The organism is Shewanella jiangmenensis (assembly GCF_018596335.1).
GTDB classification, from domain to species: Bacteria; Pseudomonadota; Gammaproteobacteria; order Enterobacterales; family Shewanellaceae; genus Shewanella; species Shewanella jiangmenensis.
In genome coordinates this window covers 113921-139080 of the sequence record NZ_JAHEPS010000006.1, presented here as the reverse complement: position 1 = coordinate 139080, position 25160 = coordinate 113921, and the positions used below count along the sequence as shown (strand labels likewise).

Here is a 25160-nt window from a genome sequence, read left to right as displayed (position 1 = left end):
GCCACCTCAGGTGACCTTCTCCAGCTTTTCTGCACTAATCACGATTTCACCGTCTTTGGCATCCACATGGGCAATACCGCCATGTTCAAGTTCGCCAAAGAGGATTTCATCGGCCAGTGGCCGTTTGATCAGATCTTTCACCACCCGCGCCATTGGGCGTGCGCCCATCGCCTTGTCGTAGCCTTTTTCGGCCAGCAAGGTGCGGGCTTCGTCACTGACCATCAGGGTCACCCGCTTGGCATCAAGCTGGGCCTGCAATTCGGTCAGGAACTTATCCACCACCTTGGCGATAATGGTCAAATCCAGATGGTTGAACCAAATGATCGAATCGAGCCGGTTGCGGAACTCAGGTGAGAACACCCGGTTGATTTCCGACATGGCATCGTGGCTGTGATCCTGCTGCTTAAAGCCAATGGACTTACGCACGGTTTCCTGCACCCCGGCGTTGGTAGTCATCACCAGCGTCACATGGCGAAAATCCGCCTTGCGGCCATTGTTGTCAGTAAGCGTACCGTGATCCATCACCTGCAGCAGCAGGTTATACACATCAGGATGTGCCTTTTCGATTTCATCGAGCAGCACCACGCAGTGCGGCTGCTTTATCACCGCATCCGTGAGCAAACCGCCCTGATCGTACCCCACATAACCCGGCGGCGCGCCAATCAGCCGCGACACGGTATGGGACTCCATGTACTCGGACATATCGAAACGCACCAGCTTAAGCCCCAGGCACTTGGCAAGCTGATTGGTGACTTCGGTTTTGCCCACGCCTGTTGGACCGGCAAACAGGAAACTGCCCACCGGCTTATTGTCGGCGCCAAGACCGCTGCGCGACAGGCGAATGGCGGCGCTTAAGCCTTCAATCGCCTTATCCTGACCAAACACCACCATCTTGAGGTTACGTTCAAGATTTTTAAGCATTTCTTTGTCGGTGGTCGATACCGACTTTTCCGGAATGCGGGCTATCTTGGCGATGATGGTTTCGATTTCAGCCTGGCCTATGGTCTTGCGGCGTTTGCTCGCAGGCAACATGGCCATACGGGCACCGGCTTCGTCAATCACGTCGATGGCCTTGTCCGGCAGATGGCGGTCATTGATGTGCTTGGCACTGAGCTCGGCGGCGCTGGCAAGGGCTGCCTGGGTGTAACGCACGCCGTGGTGCTCTTCGTACTTGCTCTTAAGCCCCATCAAAATCTTGGTGGTTTCGGCGACCGAAGGTTCATTGACGTCGATTTTCTGGAACCGGCGAGCAAGTGCCCTGTCCTTCTCGAATATGCTTTGATATTCCTGGAAGGTGGTCGAGCCCATGCAGCGCAATGTACCGCTTGAAAGCAGTGGCTTAAGCAGGTTTGATGCATCCATCACCCCACCGGACGCAGCGCCTGCACCGATAATGGTATGAATTTCATCGATAAAGAGAATCGCGTGCTTGTCGGCGGTAAGCTCTTTGAGCAAACTCTTAAGCCGCTTTTCAAAATCGCCGCGGTATTTGGTGCCAGCAAGCAACGCCCCTAAATCAAGGGAATACACTGTGGCGTCGCGCATGATCTCCGGCACTTCGTCATTGACGATGCGGTACGCAAGCCCTTCAGCGATAGCGGTTTTACCGACACCGGCCTCACCCACCAGCAGTGGGTTGTTTTTGCGCCGCCGGCAAAGAATTTGGATAGAGCGCTCAATTTCGTTTTCACGGCCAATAAGCGGGTCAATCACCCCCTGGGCGGCCAGCAAATTAAGGTTTGATGCAAACTGCGACAACATGCTGCGCTGCTCTTCAGCCTGCTCGGAGTTATCTTCGATACGCTCCTGCTCGGATTCCTGCGGCGCATCTTCATTTTTGGAGAAGCCGTGGGAAATATAATTGACCACATCGAGACGGGTAATGTCGCTTCGGCGCAGCAGATACACGGCCTGTGATTCCTGCTCGCTGAAGATGGCCACCAGCACATTGGCGCCGGTTACTTCGTTGCGCCCGGAAGACTGCACGTGAAACACCGCCCGCTGCAATACCCGCTGAAAGCCAAGAGTCGGCTGGGTTTCCCTGTCATCACTCGGATCGGTAATGATAGGCGTGGTTTGAGAAATGAATGTGGCGACCTCTTCCCTGAGTCTGTCGATATCGGCGCCACAGGCTACCAAGGCATCCTGTGCCGAGGGATTGTCAATGAGCGCCAGCAGCAAATGCTCAACGGTCATGTACTCGTGGCGGGCATCCCTTGCCTGCTGAAACGCCAGATTCAACGTCACTTCAAGATCTTTGTTCAGCATAAACACCCCCTAAAACTGCATCTAAAGCATCGCTACTACTGAAAAAAAGGCTTTAGGCTTTCTCCAGAGAACACAGTAACGGATGTTGGTTTTGCCTGGCAAATTGATTTACCTGGGCTACCTTGGTTTCGGCAATTCCGAATGGAAACACCCCGCATACTGCCTTCCCCTGATGATGGATCTGCAACATGATTTCGGTTGCCTGATACTCATTCATTTTGAAGAACAGCTGCAGTACTTCTACCACAAAATCCATGGGGGTGTAATCGTCATTATTCAGGATCACCTTATACATGGATGGTGGCATTAATTCGGTGTCAGCACGCTCGGCAACCCGTTCGATATTTCCTGCTTTCGCCATATAGCTATATTAGCCTCTCAACAATCGGGTACCAACTGGCCTGACCATTTGATACCACTTGATTAAGCAGATGTTGCCTCTTTGTTAATTTTAGCTTGACATCCGCTTACACTGCTTTCATTCTGTTCAACGAGCGGAGTTAGGAACCCGCTTATTGGTTTTACTATCTTACTGGGAAGTAGACAACAGAAGGAAGTGGAAGTATGGCAAGCGGGACTGTTAAATGGTTCAACAACGCCAAAGGATTCGGGTTTATCTGCCCTGATGAAGGTGGTGAGGACGTCTTTGCTCACTATTCAACTATCGAAATGGAAGGCTATCGAACTCTAAAAGCAGGCCAACCAGTCCAATTCGAAGTTGAGCAAGGTCCTAAGGGGATGCACGCTTCGGCAATTACACCGGCCAGATAATTATATCTGGTGGTCGTACAAAAAAGGCAGGGATAAGTCCCTGCCTTTTTCTTTGTCCGTCTTTTTCTTTTTCCACACTTATCTTTGCCGACGTTTTTTATTGCCAGTTCTTATCAACCCCGCCCGCAAACAAAAAGAGAGCCGAAGCTCTCTTTTTGGATTTAATTGCCTGTTAGTGGCTCATCAAACCATTGAGGGTAGCGCTTGGACGCATCACGGCGCTGGCCTTGGCAAAATCCGGGCGATAGTAACCGCCTAAATCCACGGCCTTGCCCTGGGCGCCGATAAGTTCGGCCAGAATTGTCTCTTCGTTGGCAGCAAGGGATGCAGCCAGTTTGCCAAAGTGCGCGGCAAGCTCGGCATCTGCGGTTTGCGCCGCCAGTGCCTGTGCCCAGTAAAGTGCCAGATAGAAGTGGCTGCCACGGTTGTCGATTTGACCTACACGGCGGGCCGGAGACTTGTTCTCATCGAGGAACTTACCGATGGCGGTATCCAGGGTATCGGCCAGCACCTGTGCTTTCGCCACACCGGCGGTTTGCGCCAGATGCTCGAAAGAGGCCGCCAGGGCCAGAAACTCACCGAGTGAATCCCAACGCAGGTAGTTTTCGGTTTCAACCTGCTCAACGTGCTTGGGCGCGCTGCCGCCGGCGCCGGTTTCAAACAGGCCGCCGCCGTTCATCAATGGCACGATAGACAGCATCTTGGCGCTGGTACCGAGCTCAAGGATTGGGAACAGATCGGTGAGGTAGTCACGCAGCACGTTGCCGGTAACAGAAATGGTGTCTTTGCCATCTTTCATGCGCGCCAGCGAGAACTTGGTTGCATCCACAGGAGACATGATGTGGATTTCCAGACCTGAGGTGTCGTGCTGTGGCAGGTAGGCTTCTACCTTCTTGATAAGCTCAGCGTCATGGGCACGGTTTTTGTCGAGCCAGAATACCGCTGGGGTCTCAGACAGACGGGCGCGGCGAACAGCGAGCTTCACCCAATCCTGGATTGGCGCGTCTTTCACCTGACACATACGGAAGATGTCACCGGCTTCCACATTGTGGCTCATCAGCACAGTACCGGCGGCGTTAACCACGGTCACTACGCCATCTTCAGTGATTTCAAAGGTCTTGTCGTGGCTGCCGTACTCTTCGGCTTTTTGCGCCATCAGGCCCACGTTGGGGATAGTGCCCATGGTACGTGGATCGAACGCGCCGTGCTCTTTACAGAAGCTGATGGTGGCATCGTACACACCGGCGTAGCAGCGGTCCGGGATCATAAACTTGGTGTCTTTGAGCTGACCGTCCGGGCCCCACATCTGACCGGAAGAGCGGATAGCCGCTGGCATAGAGGCGTCGATGATCACATCGCTTGGCACGTGCAGGTTGGTGATGCCCTTGTCGGAGTTCACCATCGCCATGGCTGGACGCTCGGCGTAAACGGCCTGAATGTCGGCTTCAATGGCAGCGCGCTCAGCTTCTGGCAGCGACTGGATTTTGGCAACCACGTCACCAAAACCGTTGTTCACATCCACACCCAGACGCTCGAAGGTGGCGGCGTGCTTGGCAAACAGTGGCTTGAAGAATACTTTCACTGCGTGGCCGAACATGATGGGGTCGGACACCTTCATCATGGTGGCTTTGAGGTGCAGCGACAGCAGCACGTCTTCAGCTTTGGCGGCGTCGATTTCGCGCTCAAAGAAGGCAACCAGCGCGTTTTTGCTCATTACAGCAGAGTCGATGATTTCACCGGCTTGCAGCTTAAGACCTGATTTAAGAACAGTTTCAACGCCAGCCTTGCTGGTGTGAACAATGCTTACGCTATCGGCGGCGGCTACAGTCACAGACTGCTCTGAGCCGTAGAAGTCACCGGCGTCCATGTGCGACACGTGAGACTTGGAATCGCTGGCCCACTTACCCATGGAGTGAGGGTTCTTGCGGGCATAGTTTTTCACTGACAGCGGCGCGCGGCGATCTGAGTTACCTTCACGCAGCACAGGGTTTACCGCACTGCCTTTAATCTTGTCGTAACGAACCTTGATTGACTTCTCTTCGTCGGTCTTAGGCTCTTCAGGGTAGTTGGGGATGTCGTAACCCTGAGCCTGCAGCTCTTTGATACAGGCTTTGAGCTGTGGCACGGAGGCTGAAATGTTCGGCAGCTTGATGATGTTGGCTTCAGGCTTGGTTGCCAGCTCGCCAAGCTCAGCAAGGTGATCGCCGATGCGCTGGGCGTCGGTCAGTTTTTCAGGGAATGCGGCAATAACACGTCCGGACAGGGAAATATCACGGGTTTCGATTTTTACGCCGGCAGGCTCAGCAAAGGTCTGAAGGATGGGCAGCAGTGACAGGGTAGCGAGTGCTGGCGCCTCATCGGTTTCGGTGTAAATAATCGTTGGAGAATTATCTTTCATTTTGCTTCCTACGTGATTGTGTAAATTAAAGATTTATAGTTTTTATTCGATAATTGCGCGCAAAGGGCCTGTTGCCGCTCCCTCGCCCGGGACATCCTTAAACTCCCGGAAACCCACCTGCCGCTGGCAGGGCATGGATCACATTTTTATGGCCGACATCATAGAGCATTCAGGCCAAGATTCAAATTCCACTTAGGGCGAACAGGGGGTACTCTATGTCACTGCCAAGTGTACAGCTACAGCTACAAAGGAATTCAATCCGCCGTGTCGTCCGCATCCCGCCGCCCCAAATCGCCCACATCCACGCCAAAAGCAACCGGTGAGCGCAGCCGCAATCGCAGCAGCAATAAAAGTCCGGCAGCCAATTCGAACACAGCACAGAATAAGCGCGAGGACCGCCAGCGCACTCAAACCGGAGCCAGGGTAACCAGCAAGGGCAACTCCAGCGGCAATTCACACGCAGGTTCAAATGCTACTTCTTCGCGCGCTCATCCAAGCGCTAGAAAGGCAAGCGCTAGAAAGGCAAGCACCAGAGCCGCAACTGCCAGAGCAGCAATCGCGCCTCAGGATGTCAAAGTGCTGCTTTTTAACAAACCCTTTGACGTGCTGTGCCAGTTTACCGACGAAACAGGACGGGCAACCCTGAAAGACTTTATTCCACTGCCCGGGATCTATGCCGCAGGCCGACTTGACCGGGACAGTGAGGGCCTGCTCGTGCTAACCAACGACGGTAAATTGCAGTCACGGCTGACTGAGCCGAAAAAACAAACCTTTAAAACCTACTGGGTGCAGGTAGAAGGTATTCCCGATGAAGCCAAGCTGGAACAATTACGCCAGGGTGTTGTGCTCAACGATGGCCCCACCCTGCCCGCCAAAGTGCAGCGCATCGAGCCGCCAAGCCTGTGGCCGCGAACCCCGCCGGTTCGGGAGCGAAAAAGTATTCCGGACTGCTGGCTTGAAATTCAGATTTGCGAAGGCCGTAACCGCCAGGTGCGGCGCATGACGGCGCACATCGGCCATCCGACACTGCGTCTGGTACGGGCCGCCATGGGTGAGCTGCAGCTGGGCGCCCTTGGCAGCGGCGAGTACCGGCTCTTGAGTCAGGATGAGATTGCCGCCCTTCGTAACAGCCTTGGCCGCTAGTGTGTAAACCGCGGCTTCACAGACTGCGGCATCACAACACTATGTTGCAGCGCGCTTATTGAAAGCGGCGGTCTTAAACGCTTTTCAGCTTTCTAGCGGCTGCATTTAATTAACCGATTGTCATCATTGTATAGTCATGGGGAGACCTGAATGGAGCGCTACAAACCCAATGTGACCGTGGCCTGTGTGGTGCACTGCGACGGTAAGTTTCTGATGGTGGAAGAAATCATCGATGGCAAATCGGTGTTCAATCAGCCCGCAGGGCACCTTGAAGCCAATGAATCACTGATTGATGCCTGCAAACGGGAGCTTTATGAAGAAACTGGCATAGAGGCGTCGCCGTCCAAACTGATTGGCGTGTATCAGTTCAGTGCCAGCAGCACCCTCGCGTTTTTGCGTTTCACCTTTTTGGTCGAGCTTGAAAGTCAGTGCCAAAGCTCCCCCAAAGACAGTGCCATCCATGCCCTGCACTGGCTGAGCCTTGATGACATCGATTCGGGCAGCCGCAGCCTCAGAAGCCCGCTGGTCAGCCGCTGCATCCATGATTGTCTAGCCGGCAAGGGCTGCACACTGGAGCTCCTTGACAGCACTCTTCTTTCCATAGCCGCAAAGGGCAATCCGTGATAGAATATGCCCCCGCGAAAACGCCACAGTAAAGCTGCAATGAGTCAGCTGCAGTGCAGTTAATACGCTGCATGGGCTTGGGCGCTGATTGGTTACTCGAAAGGATCTTTTTCAACGTATGACGTCAACTACAGCTTCTCCCGCTGAAATTGCTGCCAACAGCAGCAAAAAAGTCATTGTCGGCATGTCCGGCGGTGTGGACTCTTCTGTCTCTGCTTACCTTCTGAAACAACAGGGGTATCAGGTTGAAGGCCTGTTCATGAAAAACTGGGAAGAAGACGACACGGACGAATACTGCGCCGCCGCTGAGGATCTCAAAGATGCTCAGGCGGTGTGCGACAAGCTTGGCATCAAGCTGCACACGGTCAACTTTGCCGCCGAATACTGGGATAACGTGTTTGAGTACTTCCTCGCCGAATACAAGGCAGGCCGTACCCCGAATCCCGACATCATGTGCAACAAAGAAATCAAATTCAAAGCCTTCCTTGAATTTGCCGACGACATTCTCGATGCCGATTACATCGCCATGGGCCACTATGTGCGCCGCCGCGACACCGACGGCAAAACCGAAATGCTGCGCGGTATCGATGGCAATAAAGATCAAAGCTACTTTTTGTACACCCTAAGCCACGAGCAGGTTGCCCGCAGCCTGTTTCCGGTAGGCGAGCTTGAAAAACCCGAGGTGCGCCGCATCGCCGAAGAGCAAGGTCTTATCACCCATGATAAGAAAGACTCCACTGGTATCTGCTTTATCGGTGAGCGTAAGTTCAAAGACTTCCTCGCCACCTACCTGCCTGCTCAGCCCGGCAACATCGAGACGCCAGAAGGCGACATTATCGGCCGTCACGAAGGCTTGATGTACCACACCCTCGGCCAGCGCAAAGGCCTTGGCATTGGTGGCATGAAAAATTCAAACGACGACCCCTGGTATGTGGTCGACAAAGACATGGCCCGCAACGTACTGGTGGTGGCCCAGGGCCATGAGCACCCACGGCTGATGTCCAAAGGCATGCGGGTTAATCAGCTGCACTGGGTTGACCGTAAAGGCCCCGCCGATGGCGCGCGCATTACCGTGAAAACCCGCTATCGCCAGCAGGATATCCCCTGCAGCGTGAAAATTATCGATGCACAAACCATCGAAGTGCTGTTCGATGAGCCGGTGGCCGCGGTAACGCCGGGCCAGTCGGCAGTGTTTTACGACGGTGAAGTCTGCCTTGGCGGCGGCATCATCGACTCACTCATCAAGGAGTGAGCCATGAGTCAAATGCAAGCACGCACCATGGCCTTTGCCGGCATACTGCAGGCGCTGTCACAGGTGCAGTATATTGCCCGCCACGGCGACAGTGACACCGACGCCATGACCGCGAGTTTAAACACCATTCTGGTGACCAATCCTGAGCAGCCCGAAGATGTGTACGCCGACAAAGTGCAGCTTCAGGTGGGCTATAAGTGGATTTTGAATCAGCTTGGCGATGGCGAGCATAAAGACGTCGAGATGACCCGCTATCTGGTAGGACTGCTGGCACTTGAGCGCAAGCTGTCACGCAGTAATTCCGCCCTTGGTATGCTGTCTGAGCGCATCAATCAAATTCATCGCCAGCTCAATCACTTTGCTATCACAGATGAGCAGGTGATAGCCAATCTCGCCAGCATTTACAGCGATATCATCAGTAATCTTGGCCCGAAACTGCAGATCACAGGTAACCCCAATGTGCTGCAGCGGCCGCTGGTACAGCAAAAAATCCGCGCCCTGCTGCTTGCAGCGATGCGCAGTGCCGTATTGTGGCGCCAGCTCGGTGGCAAGCGCCGCCATCTGGTGTTTGCCCGCAAGGCCATTGTCGATACAGCAAAGAAAAATCTTACCCTATAAACAAATAAAGCCTTTCCATTAAGGAGCTTATCAATGGAACTTTCCGCACTGACAGCTATCTCCCCGGTCGACGGCCGCTATGGCAGCAAAGCCGCCGAACTGCGTGGGATCTTCAGCGAGTTCGGTCTCACCAAGTATCGGGTTCAGGTTGAAATCAACTGGCTCAAGCTGCTGTCCAGCTGCCCCGAAATCGAAGAAGTGCCGCCCTTCAGCGAAGAAGCACTGGCACTGCTCGATGGCATCAAAGACAACTTCAGCGAAACCCATGCCCTGCGGGTGAAAGCCATTGAAGCCACCACCAACCACGACGTGAAAGCGGTTGAGTACTTTATTAAAGAGCAATTTGGCAACAACACCGAGCTCAAGGCCGTTGACGAGTTTGTGCATTTTGCCTGTACCTCTGAAGACATCAACAACCTGTCCCACGGTTTGATGCTCAAGGCCGCCCGCGAAGACGTGCTGCTGCCTTACTGCCAGAAAATCATCGATGCCATCAAGGCGCTGGCCAAGACCTACAAGAGCGTGCCCATGATGTCACGCACCCACGGTCAGCCAGCCTCTCCTACCACCCTTGGTAAAGAAATGGCCAACGTGGTGGTTCGTCTTGAGCGTCAGGTTGCCCACATCAAGGCCGTGGAAATCCTCGGTAAAATCAACGGCGCCGTGGGTAACTACAACGCCCACCTGTCTGCCTACCCTGAAGTTGACTGGCATGCGCTGTCCCAGCGTTTTGTGACCAGCCTCGGCCTTAGCTGGAACCCTTACACCACGCAGATTGAGCCGCACGATTACATCGCCGAGCTGTTTGATGCCCTCGCCCGCTTCAACACCATTCTGATTGACTTCGACCGTGACATCTGGGGTTACATTGCCCTGGGTCACTTCAAGCAGAAGACCATCGCCGGCGAAATCGGCTCTTCTACCATGCCGCACAAGGTTAACCCTATCGACTTCGAAAACTCCGAAGGCAACCTGGGTATCGCCAACGCGCTGATGCAGCACCTGGCCTCCAAACTGCCAGTTTCCCGCTGGCAGCGCGATCTGACTGACTCCACCGTACTGCGCACCCTGGGTGTGGGCGTAGCCCACAGCATCATCGCCTATCAGGCGACGCTCAAGGGGATCAGCAAGCTGGAAGTGAACGAAGCAAGCCTGGCCGCTGAACTCGACAGCAACTGGGAAGTACTGGCCGAGCCGGTACAAACCGTGATGCGCCGTTACGGCATCGAAAAGCCCTACGAGAAGCTGAAAGAGCTGACCCGTGGCAAGCGTATCGATGGCCCGCAGCTGGCTGCCTTTATCGATGGCCTCGAACTGCCTGAGCCGGTGAAAGCCGAGCTCAAGAAGATGACGCCGGCAAGCTACATCGGCCGCGCCGAAGCCTTCGTGGACGACCTTATCTAATCCACTGATGGAGAGGCGGCGCGGGAAACCAAGCCGCCTTTTTTAACCTATGTACAAGCTCAATTTCGATACCCAGGCCTTTTTGGCCAACGACTGGCAACAAGCTCCCAAGGTTTATAAAGGTGCTTTCCCCGACTTTGTCGACCCTATCGCCGCCGACGAGCTGGCAGGCCTTGCCTGTGAAGAAGAGATCTCAAGCCGCGTGGTGGTCACCAAGGGCGATGACTGGGAAGTGATTTCCGGCCCCTTTGAGGATTACGACCAGTTTGGCGAAGAAGGCTGGCAGCTGTTGGTGCAAGCCGTTAACCACTGGTATCCCGACGCACAGCCCCTGGTCGAAGCATTCCGCTTTTTGCCGGACTGGCGCTTTGACGATCTGATGGTGTCGTTTGCCACGCCAAACGGCGGCGTTGGGCCACACATCGACAACTACGATGTGTTCATTATTCAGGGTGAAGGCCGTCGCCGCTGGACCGTGGGGCCAAAGGGCAACTACAGCCGCCGCGGTGGTAACCCAAACTCCATGCTGATTGAAGATTTTGAGCCCATCATCGATGTGGTGCTTGAAAAAGGCGATGTGCTCTACATTCCGCCCGGCTTCCCCCACCAGGGCGAAACCCTCACATTGGCGCTGTCCTACTCCATGGGGTTCCGTGCCCCCAGCCAACAGGAGCTTGCCGGCCAAATCGCCGATCAGCTGATGGACGAAGACAAGGGCCACAAGCGATTTATCTCAAGCCCCGGTGCCGAGAGTCACGGCGTGGTAAGCCTTGCCGAGCAACAGGGCATTATGGCGCTCATTCGGGAGCTGTGTGACGATGGCGACACGGTTGCCAAGCTGCTTGGTAAGCTCTTAAGCCAGAACCGCTTTGAGCTTGATGTGCAGGAAGACGAATCGCTGGATGCCGATGAGCTTGCGGATGCGCTCGATGACGGCGCTCTGCTTCGCCGCATCGGCGGCCTTAAAGTGCTGCGCATGCAGGGCGACAGCGCGCCGCGCCTCTTTATCGCCGGTGAAGCCTATGTGATTGATGGCGCGAGCGATGACCAGCTCATTGCGGTGGCCAATGACGTGGTGGTGGACGCCGAGCTTGCACTTACGCCGCACTGGCAGGCGTTTTTCGTGCAGATGCTCAAGTCCGGCTATTACTACCTCGCAGAAGAGTAACAGCCAAATATCTGAGGACTCAGTGCCAGACGCTTGTCAGGCACAAAAGCAACAGAGACACAAAAGGCACCCTTGGGTGCCTTTTGTTTTGCTGGGATCTTAAGCCGATGCCGCTTGTTTTATGCCGCTGCGGGTTTCTTATGTCAAGCGGCAGCACTTAAGCCGCATCAGCCCCATAGCTTCTCGTCGGCCTGAATTTTATACAGGCTCTCGGCGCGGGAAATCAGCAGATTAGCAAACTTGGCCTGGGTTGGATCTTTCACCGCACCGGACTGAATAAGGTTTTCAGCCTTAAGCTGCCACATCATCGAGAAATGGCGCAGCGCATCACGGGCGGTTTTGGCCACTTTCACATCCACATAATCGGTCGGCACATCGCCGGACATGACCCAAAAAAGCTGCTTGGCAGGCTTTTGCGCTTCCATTTTCCACACAGCAACATAGGGCGCAAGGTAGCGGCTTTCATCCACCAGCACCTTGCCGGGCAGAATACCTTTTTCGGCCAGAAAACGGTTGGCCTTCTGAAACTGGGTACGAACCCATTCCTGACGCAGAGCCTCTTGATCGGGTGCTGCTGTATCTACTTGTGGCTCTTGAATTGGCTCAGACATACTTCTTTCCTATCTTATTGTTATACCGTGCAAACAGCCGCGTTGAATGGGCATTCTGATGGGACGGGCTCGCTGTGAGACTGCCATAACTTTACGTTGACGTAAAGTGGAAAGCAAAATTGCCACGCAGTTCACAATAAATCGACCCTTGGGCTTGGTTGAGAGTATCCCTAAATGCTATGGTTTCGCAATAAATATAACGACCGCAGGCACAGCGCCTGCGGCATTTTTATCGCCAATGCGGAGATCCTCAAACGTGGCTGTATTCAATCATGTATCTTTTGACGAGCATGAACAGGTGGTTTTCTGTCATGACAAGGAAAGTGGCCTGAAGGCAATTATCGCGGTTCACAATACCAACCTTGGTCCAGCCGTCGGCGGCTGCCGGATGTGGAACTACCAGTCCGATGACGAAGCCCTGACCGATGTGCTGCGCCTCTCCCGCGGCATGACTTACAAAAACGCCCTGGCCGGCCTGACCATGGGCGGTGGCAAGTCGGTGATCATCGCCGATCCCAAGACCCAGGACAGAGAAAAACTGTTCCGCGCCTTTGGCCGCTTTATCAACACCCTGGGTGGCAAATACTATTCAGCCGAAGACGTTGGCACCACCACAGCGGATATCATGATTGCCCATCAGGAAACGCCCTACATGGCGGGTCTTGAAGGCAAGAGTGGCGATCCGTCTCCTTTCACCGCCCTTGGCACCTACCTTGGCATCAAGGCCGCGGTTAAGCATCAGCGCGGCAGCGACAGCCTCGAAGGCCTGACCATCTCTGTTCAGGGCGTGGGCCACGTGGGTTACTACCTGTGTAAACACCTGCACGACGCCGGTGCCAAGCTTATCGTCACCGATATCCATCAGCCATCCCTTGACCGCGTGGCCACCGAGTTTGGTGCTACTGTGGTGGCGCCGCAGGATATCTACGTACAGGATGTTGATGTGTATGCCCCCTGCGCCCTTGGTGCCACCATCAATGATGCCACCCTGCCGCTGCTGAAAGCCAAAATCATTGCAGGCTGCGCCAATAACCAGCTGGCCGAGCCGCGCCATGGTCAGATCCTTAAAGATATGGGCATTCTGTACGCCCCTGATTATGTGATTAACGCCGGCGGCATTATCAACGTCTCTTTTGAAAACAACTACGATGCGGCCAAGTCTACGGCCAAAGTCGAAAAGATTTACGATACCCTGCTGACCATCTTCGCCGCAGCTGATGCGCAAAACCGCACCACCGCTGCCGTTGCCGACGAAATGGCCCGCGCCATCATTGATGCCGCTAAAAAATAAGCTCTGATATCAATCATCAGCGCAGAATGAAGAGGGAAGTCCTAGACTTCCCTCTTCTCTTTTATAGCCTTAAATGCCCAGCTGCCACGCAAAAATTTTTTCCCAATCAAATTATCCAGACCTGTCAGCGGGATAGGGATATTCGACTAAAAGTCTTTGCCAAACCACTGGCAAAGCCATCATCCCTTTGCTTGACTTAGAAGCCCCCCTACAGGACGGAGCGTGTAATGATCTCATTCAAGTACTGTCTCAATCAGGATTGTGTCGAGCTGAAGGCGAGCGACTGGTTTGGTCTCGAGCGTGTGTTTGTGAATGGCAAAATGGTGTCGAGCAAACTGAATTTCGGCGGCCAAAGCGAGCACAGCATCCCTTTGCACGACGGCCACCGGGCGCGTTTTCAGCTGCTGATTGACCCACAAACCGAAGAGATCATGTGCCGCATCTACAAAAAAGGCGAGCTGGTTGCGAGCCTTAAACAAGGCAAAGAGCAACTGCACAGGTCACGGGCTATGCTGTGGCAAGGCTTGCTGGGGCTTGGGGTTTTGGGCTCGCTGCTGCTTTTGACCATGCAGGTATAGGCTCCCGGACAATTATCCAAAGCGATGCAAGAGCCAAGCAAAGGCTGCCAAAGGTGCAGCCTTTTTTGTCGCGTGTTTTTTTGCTGCGTTTTTCCCGCATTAGCATTGAGGCACAGAGGATAGCTTCGGCATGGCAGTGCCGGGCTGAATGGACTGAATGGATGAGCTGAAACAATGAACGACAAAACCCAAGAGGCAATGAGCAAAAACACCGACCAAATGCACTATGAAGCGAAATAGAGAAAATTTGCAGATGCGAACGCGTTTTGCGGGCGTAACGAAGGTTTACAGTCGGTTTATCTTGATAAGGAGTTGCATCAGGGTTTCCTGCTCAGTGCTGTCAAGCTCTGCCATAAACAGCTCATTCACCCGCTCCGCTTCGCGAATTAAGTCCTGCTCCAGCGCCTTACCCTCGTCGGTAAGAAATATTTGAAACGCACGGCGGTTATCGGCTTCCTGATGACGGGTAATGAGCCCCTGTACCTGCAGCTGATCCAAAAGCCGGGTCATAGTGTAGTTGGCGACGTCGCAGCGCTTTGACAGCTCAGTCTGCGAAATCCCCTCCTCCTGCCACAGCGCAAACAGCACCGGCCAGAGTTTGATATCCAGCTGATAGCGCTTAAGGCGTTGATCCAGCTCGTTGGCAATGGCCACGTTGAGATGGGACACCAGATAACCAAGACTTTCCTGACGATTCAAACAGCACCTCCTCAGTGACAACACAAGGGTTCAGGCACGGGTGAGCTTTCCTGACCACCTCAACTAATACTATCACCTAAAGCCCAATAAACTAGGCGGGCAGCGCAATTTCAACTTTGGTCGTCAATCAAAAGCTCGGCAAAGCGGTAATAACAGCTGCGGCTCATGGCGCCCAAAAGCCCGTCCGGCAAATGAATACGCACGCCCTTGTCATCAGGTTCAATCGCGGCGCTCGGCACAGTGTATTCGTGGCCAAGCACTGAGGTGAGAAGATAACCGCTGTCAGTCGGCTCAACATCCACAATAATCACAGGCGCGAGGCTGACCGATACCCTTACCCGCTCAAACGGCGTAACCAGCTGCCAGCCAGGTTCATCGCTCGCAGCGCTCTGCCTGTCGTTTGCGTGCCCGTTCGTAAGTTCAGGCGGTGCTGACGTCATGCTTTTTGCCAAAGCTTTTTCCGTAGCGATGGCCGCAGGCTCGGGGCGAAGTATCGTTATAAACAGCCTGGCAAACTTATCAGGCAGCGGTGAACCCTGATAATGCCAGTGGCCATCGGCATCGATATGAAAAAGCGGCGCAGGCGAGCAAAGCTTTGGCTCGTCCCTCCCCTTAAGGTCTTGATGAAGTGAGGGATTAGAGCCAAGATTCGGGTTGCGGCTCACGCCAAGCTCGGTGAGTGCTTCTGCAACCAATTGGGCAGAGTTGCTGTCAGCTTTATGTGTCATTCATCCGCTCCGTGACAAAAAAGGCCCCTGCGGGCCTTTTATCAATATTAGTCATCCTTCTCGCCGTTATACCAGCAGAGATACCCGCGCTTATACCAGCGCTTACACCAGCAGAGATACCCGCGCTTATACCAGCGCTTACACCAGCTCAAGCAGGGCTTCCAGCGGATGCTTGGGCCTGAAACCGGAAAAGCGCTTTACCTGCGAGCGGCACGAATAACCCGATACCAGAATTTGCTCACGGGAGGTCGCCTCAATGCCCTCTTTCCACGACATATCGTAGAGCTTTTGTGAGCGTTCGAGGTTTTCAAGCTCGTGGCCGTAGGTGCCGGCCATGCCGCAGCAGCCAAGGTTTTTCACCTTCAGGGCCGCGCCGAAATGCGCAAAAATGTGGCTCCACTCCTTGGCGGTACCTGGCTTGGCGGTGGATTCGGTGCAGTGGCTGAACCAAGTAAAGCTGCGGCCGCAGGCATCCCGTGATGGCATGCTGCCAATCACGTCCATCAGCCACTCGTTCACCAGCTGAATGTTAAAATCGCCCCGCTTATCACCCAGTGCAACCTTATATTCGTCGCGGTACACCAGCACCATGGCCGGATCCACGCCCACCATAGGAATATTCAATCTGGCAAGCTCGTTGAAAAACGCCGCTGCCGAGCCTGCGGTGGCGGCAAACTTATCGAGAAATCCCTTGATGTGTGACGGTTTGCCGTTGGGTTTAAAGGGCAGCAGTACAGGTTTAAAACCGAGTTTTTCAATCAGTTTTACGAAGTGATACACCAAACCTGCATCGTAAAAACTGTTAAACGGGTCCTGCGCTACCAACACATAGCGGCGACGCTCGGTTTGCGGAATGCGCTTTAACGAATCAAGGTCGTAGCCAAGGCTTGGATGACTATCGAGCCGCTGCTTAAGAGTCGGCACCGACAGCTTGGGCGCATCCACATAGCCAATGGCCTTTTTAATCACCCACTGGGACAGGCTGTTTTGCGACAGTGCATTCACCAGTTTGGGAGCCTTGGCCATCAGGGGCAGCGCATCTTCAATGCCGGCCACCAGATAGTCTTTGGGCGGACGCAGGTAGCGCTGATAGTAGATATTGAAAAACTGGGCGCGGAACTTGGGCACATCCACCTTGACCGGGCACTGACCTGAGCAGGCCTTACAGGCAAGACAACCCTTTAAGGATTCCATCACCTCGTGGGAGTAATCATACTCTTCCTTGGCTTTTAAGGTATTTTGCGCCCGCTGCAGCAGCCCAAGCGGCTTGGATTTGGCAAGCGCCTCCACATCCACGCCTTCGGCTTCGAGGAGCCGCAGCCACTCGCGCATCAGCGACGAGCGGCCCTTTGGGGATTGAATACGATCGCCGGTTGCCTTGAACGACGGACACATGGGCGAATAGGCCGAGTAGTTAAAACACAGGCCGTTGCCGTTACAGTTCATCACATCCGGGAAGGCTTCACGCACTTTAACGGGAATTTGCCGGTCAAAACTGCCGCGCTTGGCGCTGTCAACATTGTAAAAGAGCTCGCCCTTATCCTTTGGCGCCACCAGCTTGCCGGGGTTTAAGCGATCGTCCGGGTCAAACCAGCCCTTGATGTCCTGCAGCACGCCATAAAGCTCGTCGCCAAACACCGACGGGCCGTACTCGCCGCGCACGCCCTTGCCGTGCTCGCCCCACATCAAACCGCCGTATTTCAGGGTGAGCGCCGCCACTTCATCGGAAATGGTCCGCAGCAGCTTTTCATCCAAGGGGTCGCACATATCCAGCGCAGGCCGCACGTGCAGCACACCTGCATCCACATGGCCAAACATGCCATATTGCAGTTTATGGCCATCAAGGAGCGCACGAAATTCCATGATAAAGTCGGCGAGTTTCTCCGGCGGCACGGCTGTGTCTTCTGCAAAGGCGATGGGTTTACGGCTACCCTTGGTGGCACCAAGAAGGCCCACGGCCTTTTTACGCATGGCGTAAATTTTCTCGATGCTGCCCTTATCGTGGGTGCTTTGGAAACCCACCACACCGCACTCGCCGTTTTCGATTTGCTCTGCAAGCACCGCTTCAAGCGCCGACAGTTTTGCCCTTACCTCGGCCTCATCACCGGCAAATTCGACCATATTGAGGCCATCGATACGCTTGCCGGGCACTTCCTGAATAAGCTCACTGACCGAATGCCAGACAATGTCTTCACGGGCAAGACCAAGCACTTTGGAGTCGACGGTTTCCACCACGGTGGCGTTTGCGGCCACCAGCGATGGCGCGTGACGCAGCGCCGACTCAAAGGAATCGTACTTGATATTGACCATGGCGCGGTGTTTGGGCAGCGGCGTGAGGTTGATTTTGGCCTCGACTATCACCGCCAGCGTGCCTTCAGAGCCGGTGAGAATACGGCTCAAGTCGAACTGGGTCAGGTCGTCATCCCACACGTGCTCCAAATCATAACCGGTCAAAAAGCGGTTAAGCCGGGGGAAGCGCTGTTTAACCAGCGCCCGCTTGTCGCGGCACACTGTGGAGATAGCAGATATCAGCCTGCCGGCGAGGCTTTGCTCATTCACCGAGGTAAGCAGCGAAGCCGCCATGGGCGCTGTGTCGAGCACAGAGCCATCAATCAGTACGCTTTTGAGCCCAAGCACATGATCTGACGTCTTGCCGTACACCAGCGAGCCTGCGCCCGAGGCATCGGTATTAATCATTCCGCCCAGGGTTGCGCGGTTGGAGGTCGACAAGTCCGGGCTGAAAAAGAAGCCGTGGGGCAACAGCGCATCGTTGAGCGCATCTTTCACCACCCCGGCCTGCACCCGCGCCCAGCCTTCTTCGGCATTGATTTCCAATACCTTATTCAGATAGCGGGACAAGTCGAGAATAAGACCGTGGGTCAGTGATTGGCCATTGGTGCCGGTGCCGCCGCCGCGGGCGCTGAACACAACCTCGCGAAACTCATCACTGGCGGCAAGCTTCATTACCCGCTGCACATCGTCGCTGCTTTTGGGATACAGCACCGCCTGAGGCAAAAATTGATACACAGAGTTATCGGTTGCCTGAACGATACGGGCGCTGTAACGGCTATCGATATCGCCCTCAAACTGGGGGGCGAGTGCTGCTAAAAAGGCAGCATAAACAGGTTCCAGGGTTTGCTGGTGAGAAAGCAGGGGTAACATGCACGGCGTCTGTGTTGTTGTTTTGTTCCGGCATGATAAACAAAAAAAAAGCCGCTAAAAAGCGGCTTTTGTTACGGTCAGGTAAAAACCTGCATCTATGTGACCCAGGTCTTTACCCGAACTGGCCTTAGCCGTGGGCTTCGGCGAGGTACAGCCAGGTATCAATCACAGTGTCAGGGTTCAATGACACGGTATCAATGCCCTGCTCCACCAGCCAGGCGGCGAAGTCGGCGTGATCCGATGGACCCTGGCCACAAATACCCACGTAAGCGCCCTTGGCCTTGGCAGCCTTGATGGCCATGGCGAGCAGCGCCTTCACGGCATCGTTACGCTCATCGAACAGGTGGCTGATGATGCCAGAGTCACGGTCCAGACCCAAGGTCAGCTGCGTCAGGTCGTTAGAGCCGATGGAGAAGCCATCGAAGTGCTCAAGGAACTGCTCGGCCAGCAGCGCGTTGGATGGCAGCTCGCACATCATGATAACGCGCAGACCGTCTTTACCACGCTCCAGGCCCTGTTCTTTCAGGAGTTCAATCACCTGCTCGGCTTCACCCAAAGTGCGCACGAACGGGATCATGATTTCCACGTTTTTCAGGCCCATGTCGTTGCGAACGCGCTTGATGGCTTCACACTCGAGGGCAAAACAGTCACGGAACGATTCAGAGATATAACGGCTGGCGCCGCGGAAGCCCAGCATCGGGTTTTCTTCTTCCGGCTCGTAGCGGTCACCGCCTACCAGGTTGGCATACTCGTTTGACTTGAAGTCAGACATACGCACAATCACCTTCTTCGGATGGAAGGCGGCCGCGATAGTGGCAATACCTTCAACCAGACGGGCTACGTAGTACTCAACCGGTGAGTCGTAACCGGCGATCATCTCGTTGATTTCTTCCTGCAGGGCAGCTTCCTGCTGGTTGAACTCAAGCAGCGCCTTGGGGTGAATACCAATCATGCGGTTGATGATGAATTCAAGACGGGCCAGACCCACACCCTCGTTTGGCAGACGGGCGAAGTCAAAGGCGCGGTCCGGGTTACCCACGTTCATCATAATCTTCATTGGCAGCGCAGGCATGGCATCCACGCGGCTGGAGATCACTTCGAACTCCTGTTTGCCTTCGTAGATAAAGCCGGTGTCGCCTTCGGCGCAGGATACAGTCACCAACTGGCCGTTCTGAATACGGTCGGTCACGTCACCACAACCTACAACGGCAGGCACTCCCAGTTCACGGGCGATAATGGCCGCGTGACAGGTACGGCCGCCACGGTTGGTCACGATGGCGCTGGCGCGCTTCATGATAGGTTCCCAATCCGGGTCGGTCATGTCGGTAACCAGTACATCGCCTGGCTGAATTTTGTCCATTTCATCAATGGACTTCAGCACCTTGGCAACACCACTGCCCACTTTGTGGCCGATGGCGCGACCTTCGCTTATGACAGCGCCGCGGCTCTTTAAGTGATAACGCTCAATCAGCTGCACGTCTTCACGTGAACGCACGGTTTCAGGACGGGCTTGAACTATGTACAGCTTGCCGTCGTTACCGTCTTTGGCCCACTCGATGTCCATCGGACGACCATAGTGTTTTTCGATGATGATGGCCTGCTTGGCCAGTTCCATCACTTCAGCATCGTTGATAGAGAACTGACGGCGGTTTTCCACGCTAACATCTTCAATTTTCACCTGCTTACCGTGTGAAAGATCGTCTGAGTAGACCATCTGAATAAGCTTGGAACCGATGTTGCGGCGAACCACGGCCTGATGGCCGGCGCTCAGGGTTGGTTTGTGAACATAGAATTCGTCTGGGTTAACGGCGCCCTGCACCACCATTTCACCCAGGCCGTAAGAAGAGGTCACGAACACCACGTCATCGTTACCGGATTCGGTGTCGATGGTGAACATCACACCGGAAGAGGCCTTGTCGGAGCGTACCATGCGCTGCACGCCGGCAGACAAAGCCACACCGCGGTGGTCATAACCCTGGTGAACGCGGTAAGAAATGGCGCGATCGTTGAAGAGAGAAGCGAATACGTGCTTGATGGCCACCAATACGGCATCAAAGCCCTTCACGTTCAGGAAGGTTTCCTGCTGACCGGCAAAAGAGGCATCTGGCATGTCTTCCGCGGTAGCAGATGAGCGAACGGCGAAGGATGCATCCTTGGTTTCGCTGGCTAACTTGTTGTACGCGTCGTGAATGGCTTTTTCAAGCTCGGGTTGGAAAGGGGTGTCGATAACCCACTGTCTGATCTGTGCACCTACTTTCGCCAGTGCGTTAACATCATCGACGTCCAGGGTGTCAAGAATGTCATAAATCTTCTGGTTTACTCCGCTTTGCTCAAGGAACTCATTAAAAGCATGAGCCGTGGTCGCAAAGCCACCGGGAACCTGAACACCTGCGTTGGCCAGATTACTGATCATCTCACCAAGGGAAGCGTTCTTGCCGCCAACCTTGTTGACGTCGCCCATGCCCAATTCCTGATACCAGAGTACATATTGCTGCACAGTTCTATCTCCGCATGTTTATATGGTTGGCCCCTTCACACCGGGGCAGCGGCATTTTACACTTCGGTGCAATCAGCGTAAATCTATAATTTTATTTGTAATTTTATTACTACATGAGGTTGGTATGGCTCGTAAAGTTTTCTACATTTCCGATGGAACCGCTATCACGGCAGAAGTTTTCGGCCATGCTGTACTTTCACAATTTCCCATTGAATTTGAAGCAATTACCATCCCGTTTGTCGAAACAAACAGCAAAGCCGAGGCGGTAAAAAAGCAGATAAATGATAGTTTTATTACAACAGGTGAGCGGCCGCTGGTATTTCATTCCATCGTAAAGCCGGAGATAAGAGAGGTTATCTATTCCAGCGAAGGGCTGGATTATGACTTTTTGAACACCTTCGTGGCGCCACTTGAACAACAATTAGGCGTCAGCGCAGCGCCGGTGCTGCATCGCACCCACGGCAAAGCCAATCACAGTTATGAAGCACGCATCGATGCCATTAACTTTGCCATGGAAAATGACGACGGCCAGACCTTAAAACACATGGATAAAGCCGACATTATCCTGTGCGGCGTGTCCCGCTGCGGCAAAACCCCATCGAGCCTGTATCTGTCGATGCAATTTGGGGTAAAGGCCGCGAACTATCCTTTTACTGAGGATGACATGGATAACTTAAAGCTGCCTGAAGCTTTGAAGCGCAACAAACATAAGGTGTTTGGCCTGACTATCGATCCGGTGCGCTTGCAGGAAATTCGCCAAAGCCGGATGGAGAACAGCCGCTACTCGTCCCTGCGCCAGTGCCGCCTTGAAGTCAAAGAGGTGGAAATGCTGTTTAAGAAGGAACGCATTCCTTATATAGACACCACCAATCACTCGGTGGAAGAAATTGCCACCAAAATTCTTGATATGACAGGCCTCGAGCGGCACATGTTCTAAGCCACCTTCGGCGGATTTTGGATCTAACTTAAATCAAATTCGTTGCACGGTTGTCGATTTATTGCCCAATCGGCACTGTGCAGCCCGTCACTATTGGTTATAATCCGGTTCAATCTGGCGATAAGCCCGCACGAATACCGGTATGCTGAATGACAATCAAGACTGACGAACTACGTACATCCCTTCTGTGTAAAGTAATTTCTCCTTCGCAGCTGGCGGCGGAATACCCGCTGACCCAGGATGCGGCCGATTATCTGGTGGCCCAGCGCCGTGAGGTGGAAGCCATTCTCACCGGCGAAGACAAACGCCTGCTCGTCATCATCGGTCCCTGCTCTATTCACGACACCGAAGCGGCGCTGGACTATGCGTCTCGTTTGTCTGCACTGCACTTTGAACTCAAAGAAGACCTCTGCATCCTGATGCGGGTCTACTTTGAAAAGCCGCGTACCATTGTCGGCTGGAAAGGCCTGATTTCCGATCCGGATCTCGATGGCAGCTTCAGCGCCAACAAGGGCCTGCGTAAAGCGCGTCACCTGCTGCAGCAAATTACCGAGCTTAAACTGCCCATCGCCACCGAGTTTTTGGATATGGTGAACGGTCAGTACATCGCCGACCTTATCACCTGGGGTGCCATTGGTGCCCGCACCACCGAAAGCCAAATCCACCGCGAAATGGCCTCGGCACTGTCTTGCCCGGTCGGCTTTAAAAACGGCACCGACGGCAACATCAATATCGCCGTAGACGCCGTGCGCGCCGCCAAAGTACCGCACATCTTCTACTCGCCCGATAAGGACGGCCACATGTCGGTGTACCGCACCCACGGTAACCCCTTCGGTCACATTATTCTGCGCGGCGGCAAAGCCCCGAATTATGCCGAGGAGCATGTACACAAGGCCCATGAGCAGCTCAAAGCCTCCGGTATCGACACCGGCATGGTGATTGACTTCTCCCACGGCAACAGCCAAAAGAATCACAAAAAGCAGCTGGAAGTGGCTGAAAATGTGATGGCACAAATTCGCGCTGGCTCCACTGCCATTGCCGGGATCATGGCTGAAAGCTTTATCGAAGAAGGGAATCAGGCCGTGGTTGAAGGCCAAAGCCTGTGCTACGGCAAGTCGATTACCGATGCCTGCTTAAGCTGGGGCGATACCGAGCCACTGCTGCGCGCACTTGCCGCCGCCGCCCGAGTCCGCCGCGAGCTGAAGCGCTAATTCCGCCCGCCGAGAATAAAAAAGCCTCCGCATGGAGGCTTTTTGCTGTCTAATCCAGCGCGATTAACGTTGATTAGCGTTGATTCGCGGCTATCAGCTTGATTGGTGAGATTAAGGCGCGGCGCACTGCCACAGTCCCAGATCCTGCCAGGCACCGCTGTTGCCGGGCGTCTCGCCCCTTGTCCACCACAGCGCCTGCCACAGGTGCCCTGAAAAACTCACCCGCTGGCCCTGATTGTAAGGCGCCGCCGTGTCCCATGGCAGCACCACATCACTCACCAACGTCCAGGCACTATTGCTTACTGAAGGCGCTGAGCCCTGAGTCCACCATTTGGCACGCCAGATGAGCGAGTTAAAGCTGACCTTATCGCCACTGTTATAGGCTTTGCCCGCCTGCCACTCAGGATAATTTGCCGCATCCGGAGAGCTTACACTGCAGCTATCATCACTGCTCACGCTGAAGCGCACGCGAAGCGGCGCATCACCTGACGCTGTTGCAGCGGACGATGTTGCTGCTGATGTGGGCGTGAGCGAAAGCTCATACTCCCCGGCCGCCGTTAACGTCAGCGTTCTGGCCGTGCTGCCTTCGGGCAGGCTCAGGCTCTCAGTAAGCACTGTGCTGCCTGCTTTTAACAGCGCAAGCTCAGCGTTTACCGCCTTACTCGCCTCAATGCTGAAACTCACCAGCGCCTTGCCACCACTGAGGCGATAGTTTGCCTCAAGCCCAGTGAGCGCAAGTGCGGGCGGCGCGGATTTAAGGTCAAGCCGATAGCTGAGTCCAGCCTCTCTGGTCCATACCTGATTTTCAGCCAGTGCATCTGAATAGCCCACGCTGCCATCGGCACACTTCGCGCCAATCTGCACCAGCGGGCTTGCGAGCGTGACCTGTGCCGCGAGATTTTTCGTCCACGCGCCCGAGGTAACTTCGGCTGCGGTCAGAGTGCGGCGCTCAAAGACTCTCTCACGACCATCGCCATCAAACACCCGAAACCAGAGCTCATCCCCGGCCGACACCATAAGCCCGGCAGGAATATAGCTGCCGAGCGAGTTCAGCGTCGGCAAAGGTTCTGTGCCATCGCCAAGCACTATGTCGGCGCAATTATAAAAGCCCTCACCGGCCACATCGTCACGCTGCCAGCGGCTGTACAGGGTCGCCTTGCCGCTGCGGCCTGCCGGCACCTTAATCTGCATCCGGTAATATTTTTTATCACCGATAACAGTAATGGGCTGATCGCCTAGCTCATCGATAAGCTCAAGTTTGCCCCAGCTAAGCGGCTCAGCGGCAGCATCAAAATCCGGACGTGACAAATAAAATTGCCAAAAGCTTGGGTTATGGGGCGTATGGGCAGCAAACAACACTTCCATGGTGCCATCGGGCGCTACCGTCATGGGCGTGCGCTGCCAATCGCTACTGGGCAAGTCCATACCGCGTTTGGCATGATCTGCCGCGGCGCAAAGCTTGCCATCACTGACGACCGAGGTTACCGCCGCCATATTGCGAAAATCGGCAACGTTGGCAGAAAACTCATGGTTTTGAACAAATTGCACCGTGCCGGAATCCAGAAATGCGGCGCGGCAAGCGGCGTTGGGGATGGCGCTGCCATCTGCAGGCCACCAGTAACCGCCCTGCTCGGCGCAAAACTGCTGCCGTGCTTTGGGGTGCTCCATTAATCCATGGGCCAGCGCTTGTGAGCTTGCTCCAAGCAAGGCAAGCGACAAGATAAGCTTATGTTTACTCATTGATATATCCTCCAATCCTTTGCCCTTTGGTCAGCTCGGGCATGAGGAAAAGGCGCCCGT

The 25160-nt window shown here is 54.5% G+C and carries 20 protein-coding genes; 11 read left to right on the top strand and 9 right to left on the bottom strand.

Annotation, left to right across the window (positions count from 1 at the left end):
• Positions 1-6 precede the first annotated feature (6 nt).
• Positions 7-2268, bottom strand: a complete 2262-nt coding sequence (gene clpA / locus KJI95_RS15070) for an ATP-dependent Clp protease ATP-binding subunit ClpA (protein WP_214508018.1) — start codon at positions 2266-2268, stop codon at positions 7-9.
• A gap of 52 nt (positions 2269-2320) precedes the next feature.
• Positions 2321-2629 (bottom strand): ATP-dependent Clp protease adapter ClpS, encoded by a 309-nt coding sequence (gene clpS / locus KJI95_RS15065; protein ID WP_214508017.1) that lies wholly within the window; start codon positions 2627-2629, stop codon positions 2321-2323.
• 203 nt (positions 2630-2832) lie between these two features.
• On the opposite strand from clpS, the gene cspD reads away from it, so the two are divergent.
• On the top strand, positions 2833-3039 hold the full coding sequence (gene cspD / locus KJI95_RS15060; RefSeq protein WP_011760171.1) for a cold shock domain-containing protein CspD: 207 nt from the start codon (positions 2833-2835) through the stop codon (positions 3037-3039).
• Between the two features lie 172 nt (positions 3040-3211).
• Here cspD and KJI95_RS15055 read toward each other — a convergent pair whose 3' ends face one another.
• Positions 3212-5437, bottom strand: coding sequence for an NADP-dependent isocitrate dehydrogenase (locus KJI95_RS15055; RefSeq protein WP_214508016.1), 2226 nt, complete (start codon positions 5435-5437; stop codon positions 3212-3214).
• 576 nt (positions 5438-6013) lie between these two features.
• Here KJI95_RS15055 and KJI95_RS19705 point away from each other — a divergent pair.
• From KJI95_RS19705 to KJI95_RS15025, 6 genes are all read left to right on the top strand, one after another.
• Positions 6014-6580 carry a pseudouridine synthase gene (locus KJI95_RS19705; RefSeq protein WP_432653807.1) on the top strand — a complete coding sequence of 189 codons (567 nt, stop codon included), beginning with the start codon at positions 6014-6016 and terminating at the stop codon, positions 6578-6580.
• A 150-nt stretch (positions 6581-6730) separates the two neighbouring features.
• A complete protein-coding gene (locus KJI95_RS15045) occupies positions 6731-7204 on the top strand; it encodes an NUDIX hydrolase (RefSeq protein WP_214508014.1) in 474 nt (157 codons plus the stop codon).
• Positions 7205-7322: 118 nt separating this feature from the next.
• Positions 7323-8456, top strand: a complete 1134-nt coding sequence (gene mnmA / locus KJI95_RS15040; protein WP_214508013.1) for a tRNA 2-thiouridine(34) synthase MnmA — start codon at positions 7323-7325, stop codon at positions 8454-8456.
• 3 nt (positions 8457-8459) lie between these two features.
• Positions 8460-9074, top strand: coding sequence for a high frequency lysogenization protein HflD (gene hflD / locus KJI95_RS15035; RefSeq protein WP_214508012.1), 615 nt, complete (start codon positions 8460-8462; stop codon positions 9072-9074).
• A gap of 33 nt (positions 9075-9107) precedes the next feature.
• Entirely contained in the window at positions 9108-10478 is a 1371-nt protein-coding gene (gene purB / locus KJI95_RS15030; protein ID WP_214508011.1) for an adenylosuccinate lyase, read from the top strand.
• A 49-nt stretch (positions 10479-10527) separates the two neighbouring features.
• The gene (locus KJI95_RS15025) at positions 10528-11646 is read left to right on the top strand and encodes a cupin domain-containing protein (RefSeq protein ID WP_214508010.1); all 1119 of its coding nucleotides are present in this window, start codon (positions 10528-10530) and stop codon (positions 11644-11646) included.
• Positions 11647-11813: 167 nt separating this feature from the next.
• On the opposite strand, the gene KJI95_RS15020 is transcribed toward KJI95_RS15025, so the two are convergent.
• Entirely contained in the window at positions 11814-12257 is a 444-nt protein-coding gene (locus KJI95_RS15020) for a DUF4826 family protein (RefSeq protein ID WP_214508009.1), read from the bottom strand.
• Positions 12258-12513: 256 nt separating this feature from the next.
• Between KJI95_RS15020 and KJI95_RS15015 the strand changes: the two genes are divergently transcribed.
• Together KJI95_RS15015 and KJI95_RS15010 are read left to right on the top strand one after the other, a co-directional pair.
• Positions 12514-13548 carry a Glu/Leu/Phe/Val dehydrogenase dimerization domain-containing protein gene (locus KJI95_RS15015; protein ID WP_214508008.1) on the top strand — a complete coding sequence of 345 codons (1035 nt, stop codon included), beginning with the start codon at positions 12514-12516 and terminating at the stop codon, positions 13546-13548.
• Between the two features lie 227 nt (positions 13549-13775).
• A complete protein-coding gene (locus tag KJI95_RS15010) occupies positions 13776-14126 on the top strand; it encodes a hypothetical protein (protein ID WP_214508007.1) in 351 nt (116 codons plus the stop codon).
• A 285-nt stretch (positions 14127-14411) separates the two neighbouring features.
• Here the strand turns inward: KJI95_RS15010 and KJI95_RS15005 are convergent, their stop codons facing one another.
• The 4 genes from KJI95_RS15005 to ppsA form a co-directional block, all read right to left on the bottom strand.
• Positions 14412-14825 (bottom strand): MarR family winged helix-turn-helix transcriptional regulator, encoded by a 414-nt coding sequence (locus tag KJI95_RS15005; RefSeq protein WP_214508006.1) that lies wholly within the window; start codon positions 14823-14825, stop codon positions 14412-14414.
• Between the two features lie 110 nt (positions 14826-14935).
• On the bottom strand, positions 14936-15553 hold the full coding sequence (locus KJI95_RS15000) for a DUF1285 domain-containing protein (protein ID WP_214508005.1): 618 nt from the start codon (positions 15551-15553) through the stop codon (positions 14936-14938).
• Positions 15554-15691: 138 nt separating this feature from the next.
• Positions 15692-18715, bottom strand: coding sequence for a D-2-hydroxyglutarate dehydrogenase YdiJ (ydiJ, locus tag KJI95_RS14995; protein WP_214508004.1), 3024 nt, complete (start codon positions 18713-18715; stop codon positions 15692-15694).
• A gap of 127 nt (positions 18716-18842) precedes the next feature.
• The gene (gene ppsA / locus KJI95_RS14990) at positions 18843-21212 is read right to left on the bottom strand and encodes a phosphoenolpyruvate synthase (RefSeq protein WP_214508003.1); all 2370 of its coding nucleotides are present in this window, start codon (positions 21210-21212) and stop codon (positions 18843-18845) included.
• Positions 21213-21336: 124 nt separating this feature from the next.
• Here ppsA and ppsR point away from each other — a divergent pair, with 124 nt between their 5' ends.
• Both ppsR and KJI95_RS14980 read left to right on the top strand, forming a co-directional pair.
• Entirely contained in the window at positions 21337-22149 is an 813-nt protein-coding gene (ppsR, locus tag KJI95_RS14985; protein ID WP_214508002.1) for a posphoenolpyruvate synthetase regulatory kinase/phosphorylase PpsR, read from the top strand.
• Positions 22150-22298: 149 nt separating this feature from the next.
• A complete protein-coding gene (locus KJI95_RS14980) occupies positions 22299-23360 on the top strand; it encodes a 3-deoxy-7-phosphoheptulonate synthase (protein WP_214508001.1) in 1062 nt (353 codons plus the stop codon).
• Between the two features lie 111 nt (positions 23361-23471).
• On the opposite strand, the gene KJI95_RS14975 is transcribed toward KJI95_RS14980, so the two are convergent.
• Positions 23472-25100 (bottom strand): lytic polysaccharide monooxygenase, encoded by a 1629-nt coding sequence (locus KJI95_RS14975; RefSeq protein ID WP_214508000.1) that lies wholly within the window; start codon positions 25098-25100, stop codon positions 23472-23474.
• Positions 25101-25160 lie beyond the last annotated feature (60 nt).

What these genes read in the sequence shown, in the direction of transcription:
- ppsR (WP_214508002.1), top strand. Translation starts at nt 21,337, where the DNA reads ATGGCTCGTAAAGTTTTCTACATTTCCGATGGAACCGCTATCACGGCA.
- purB (WP_214508011.1), top strand. Translation starts at nt 9,108, where the DNA reads ATGGAACTTTCCGCACTGACAGCTATCTCCCCGGTCGACGGCCGCTAT.
- ydiJ (WP_214508004.1), bottom strand. Translation starts at nt 18,715, where the DNA reads ATGTTACCCCTGCTTTCTCACCAGCAAACCCTGGAACCTGTTTATGCT.
- KJI95_RS15010 (WP_214508007.1), top strand. Translation starts at nt 13,776, where the DNA reads ATGATCTCATTCAAGTACTGTCTCAATCAGGATTGTGTCGAGCTGAAG.
- cspD (WP_011760171.1), top strand. Translation starts at nt 2,833, where the DNA reads ATGGCAAGCGGGACTGTTAAATGGTTCAACAACGCCAAAGGATTCGGG.
- KJI95_RS15025 (WP_214508010.1), top strand. Translation starts at nt 10,528, where the DNA reads ATGTACAAGCTCAATTTCGATACCCAGGCCTTTTTGGCCAACGACTGG.
- clpA (WP_214508018.1), bottom strand. Translation starts at nt 2,268, where the DNA reads ATGCTGAACAAAGATCTTGAAGTGACGTTGAATCTGGCGTTTCAGCAG.
- KJI95_RS15055 (WP_214508016.1), bottom strand. Translation starts at nt 5,437, where the DNA reads ATGAAAGATAATTCTCCAACGATTATTTACACCGAAACCGATGAGGCG.
- hflD (WP_214508012.1), top strand. Translation starts at nt 8,460, where the DNA reads ATGAGTCAAATGCAAGCACGCACCATGGCCTTTGCCGGCATACTGCAG.
- KJI95_RS14980 (WP_214508001.1), top strand. Translation starts at nt 22,299, where the DNA reads ATGACAATCAAGACTGACGAACTACGTACATCCCTTCTGTGTAAAGTA.
- clpS (WP_214508017.1), bottom strand. Translation starts at nt 2,629, where the DNA reads ATGGCGAAAGCAGGAAATATCGAACGGGTTGCCGAGCGTGCTGACACC.
- KJI95_RS14975 (WP_214508000.1), bottom strand. Translation starts at nt 25,100, where the DNA reads ATGAGTAAACATAAGCTTATCTTGTCGCTTGCCTTGCTTGGAGCAAGC.
- mnmA (WP_214508013.1), top strand. Translation starts at nt 7,323, where the DNA reads ATGACGTCAACTACAGCTTCTCCCGCTGAAATTGCTGCCAACAGCAGC.
- KJI95_RS15000 (WP_214508005.1), bottom strand. Translation starts at nt 15,553, where the DNA reads ATGACACATAAAGCTGACAGCAACTCTGCCCAATTGGTTGCAGAAGCA.
- KJI95_RS15045 (WP_214508014.1), top strand. Translation starts at nt 6,731, where the DNA reads ATGGAGCGCTACAAACCCAATGTGACCGTGGCCTGTGTGGTGCACTGC.
- KJI95_RS15020 (WP_214508009.1), bottom strand. Translation starts at nt 12,257, where the DNA reads ATGTCTGAGCCAATTCAAGAGCCACAAGTAGATACAGCAGCACCCGAT.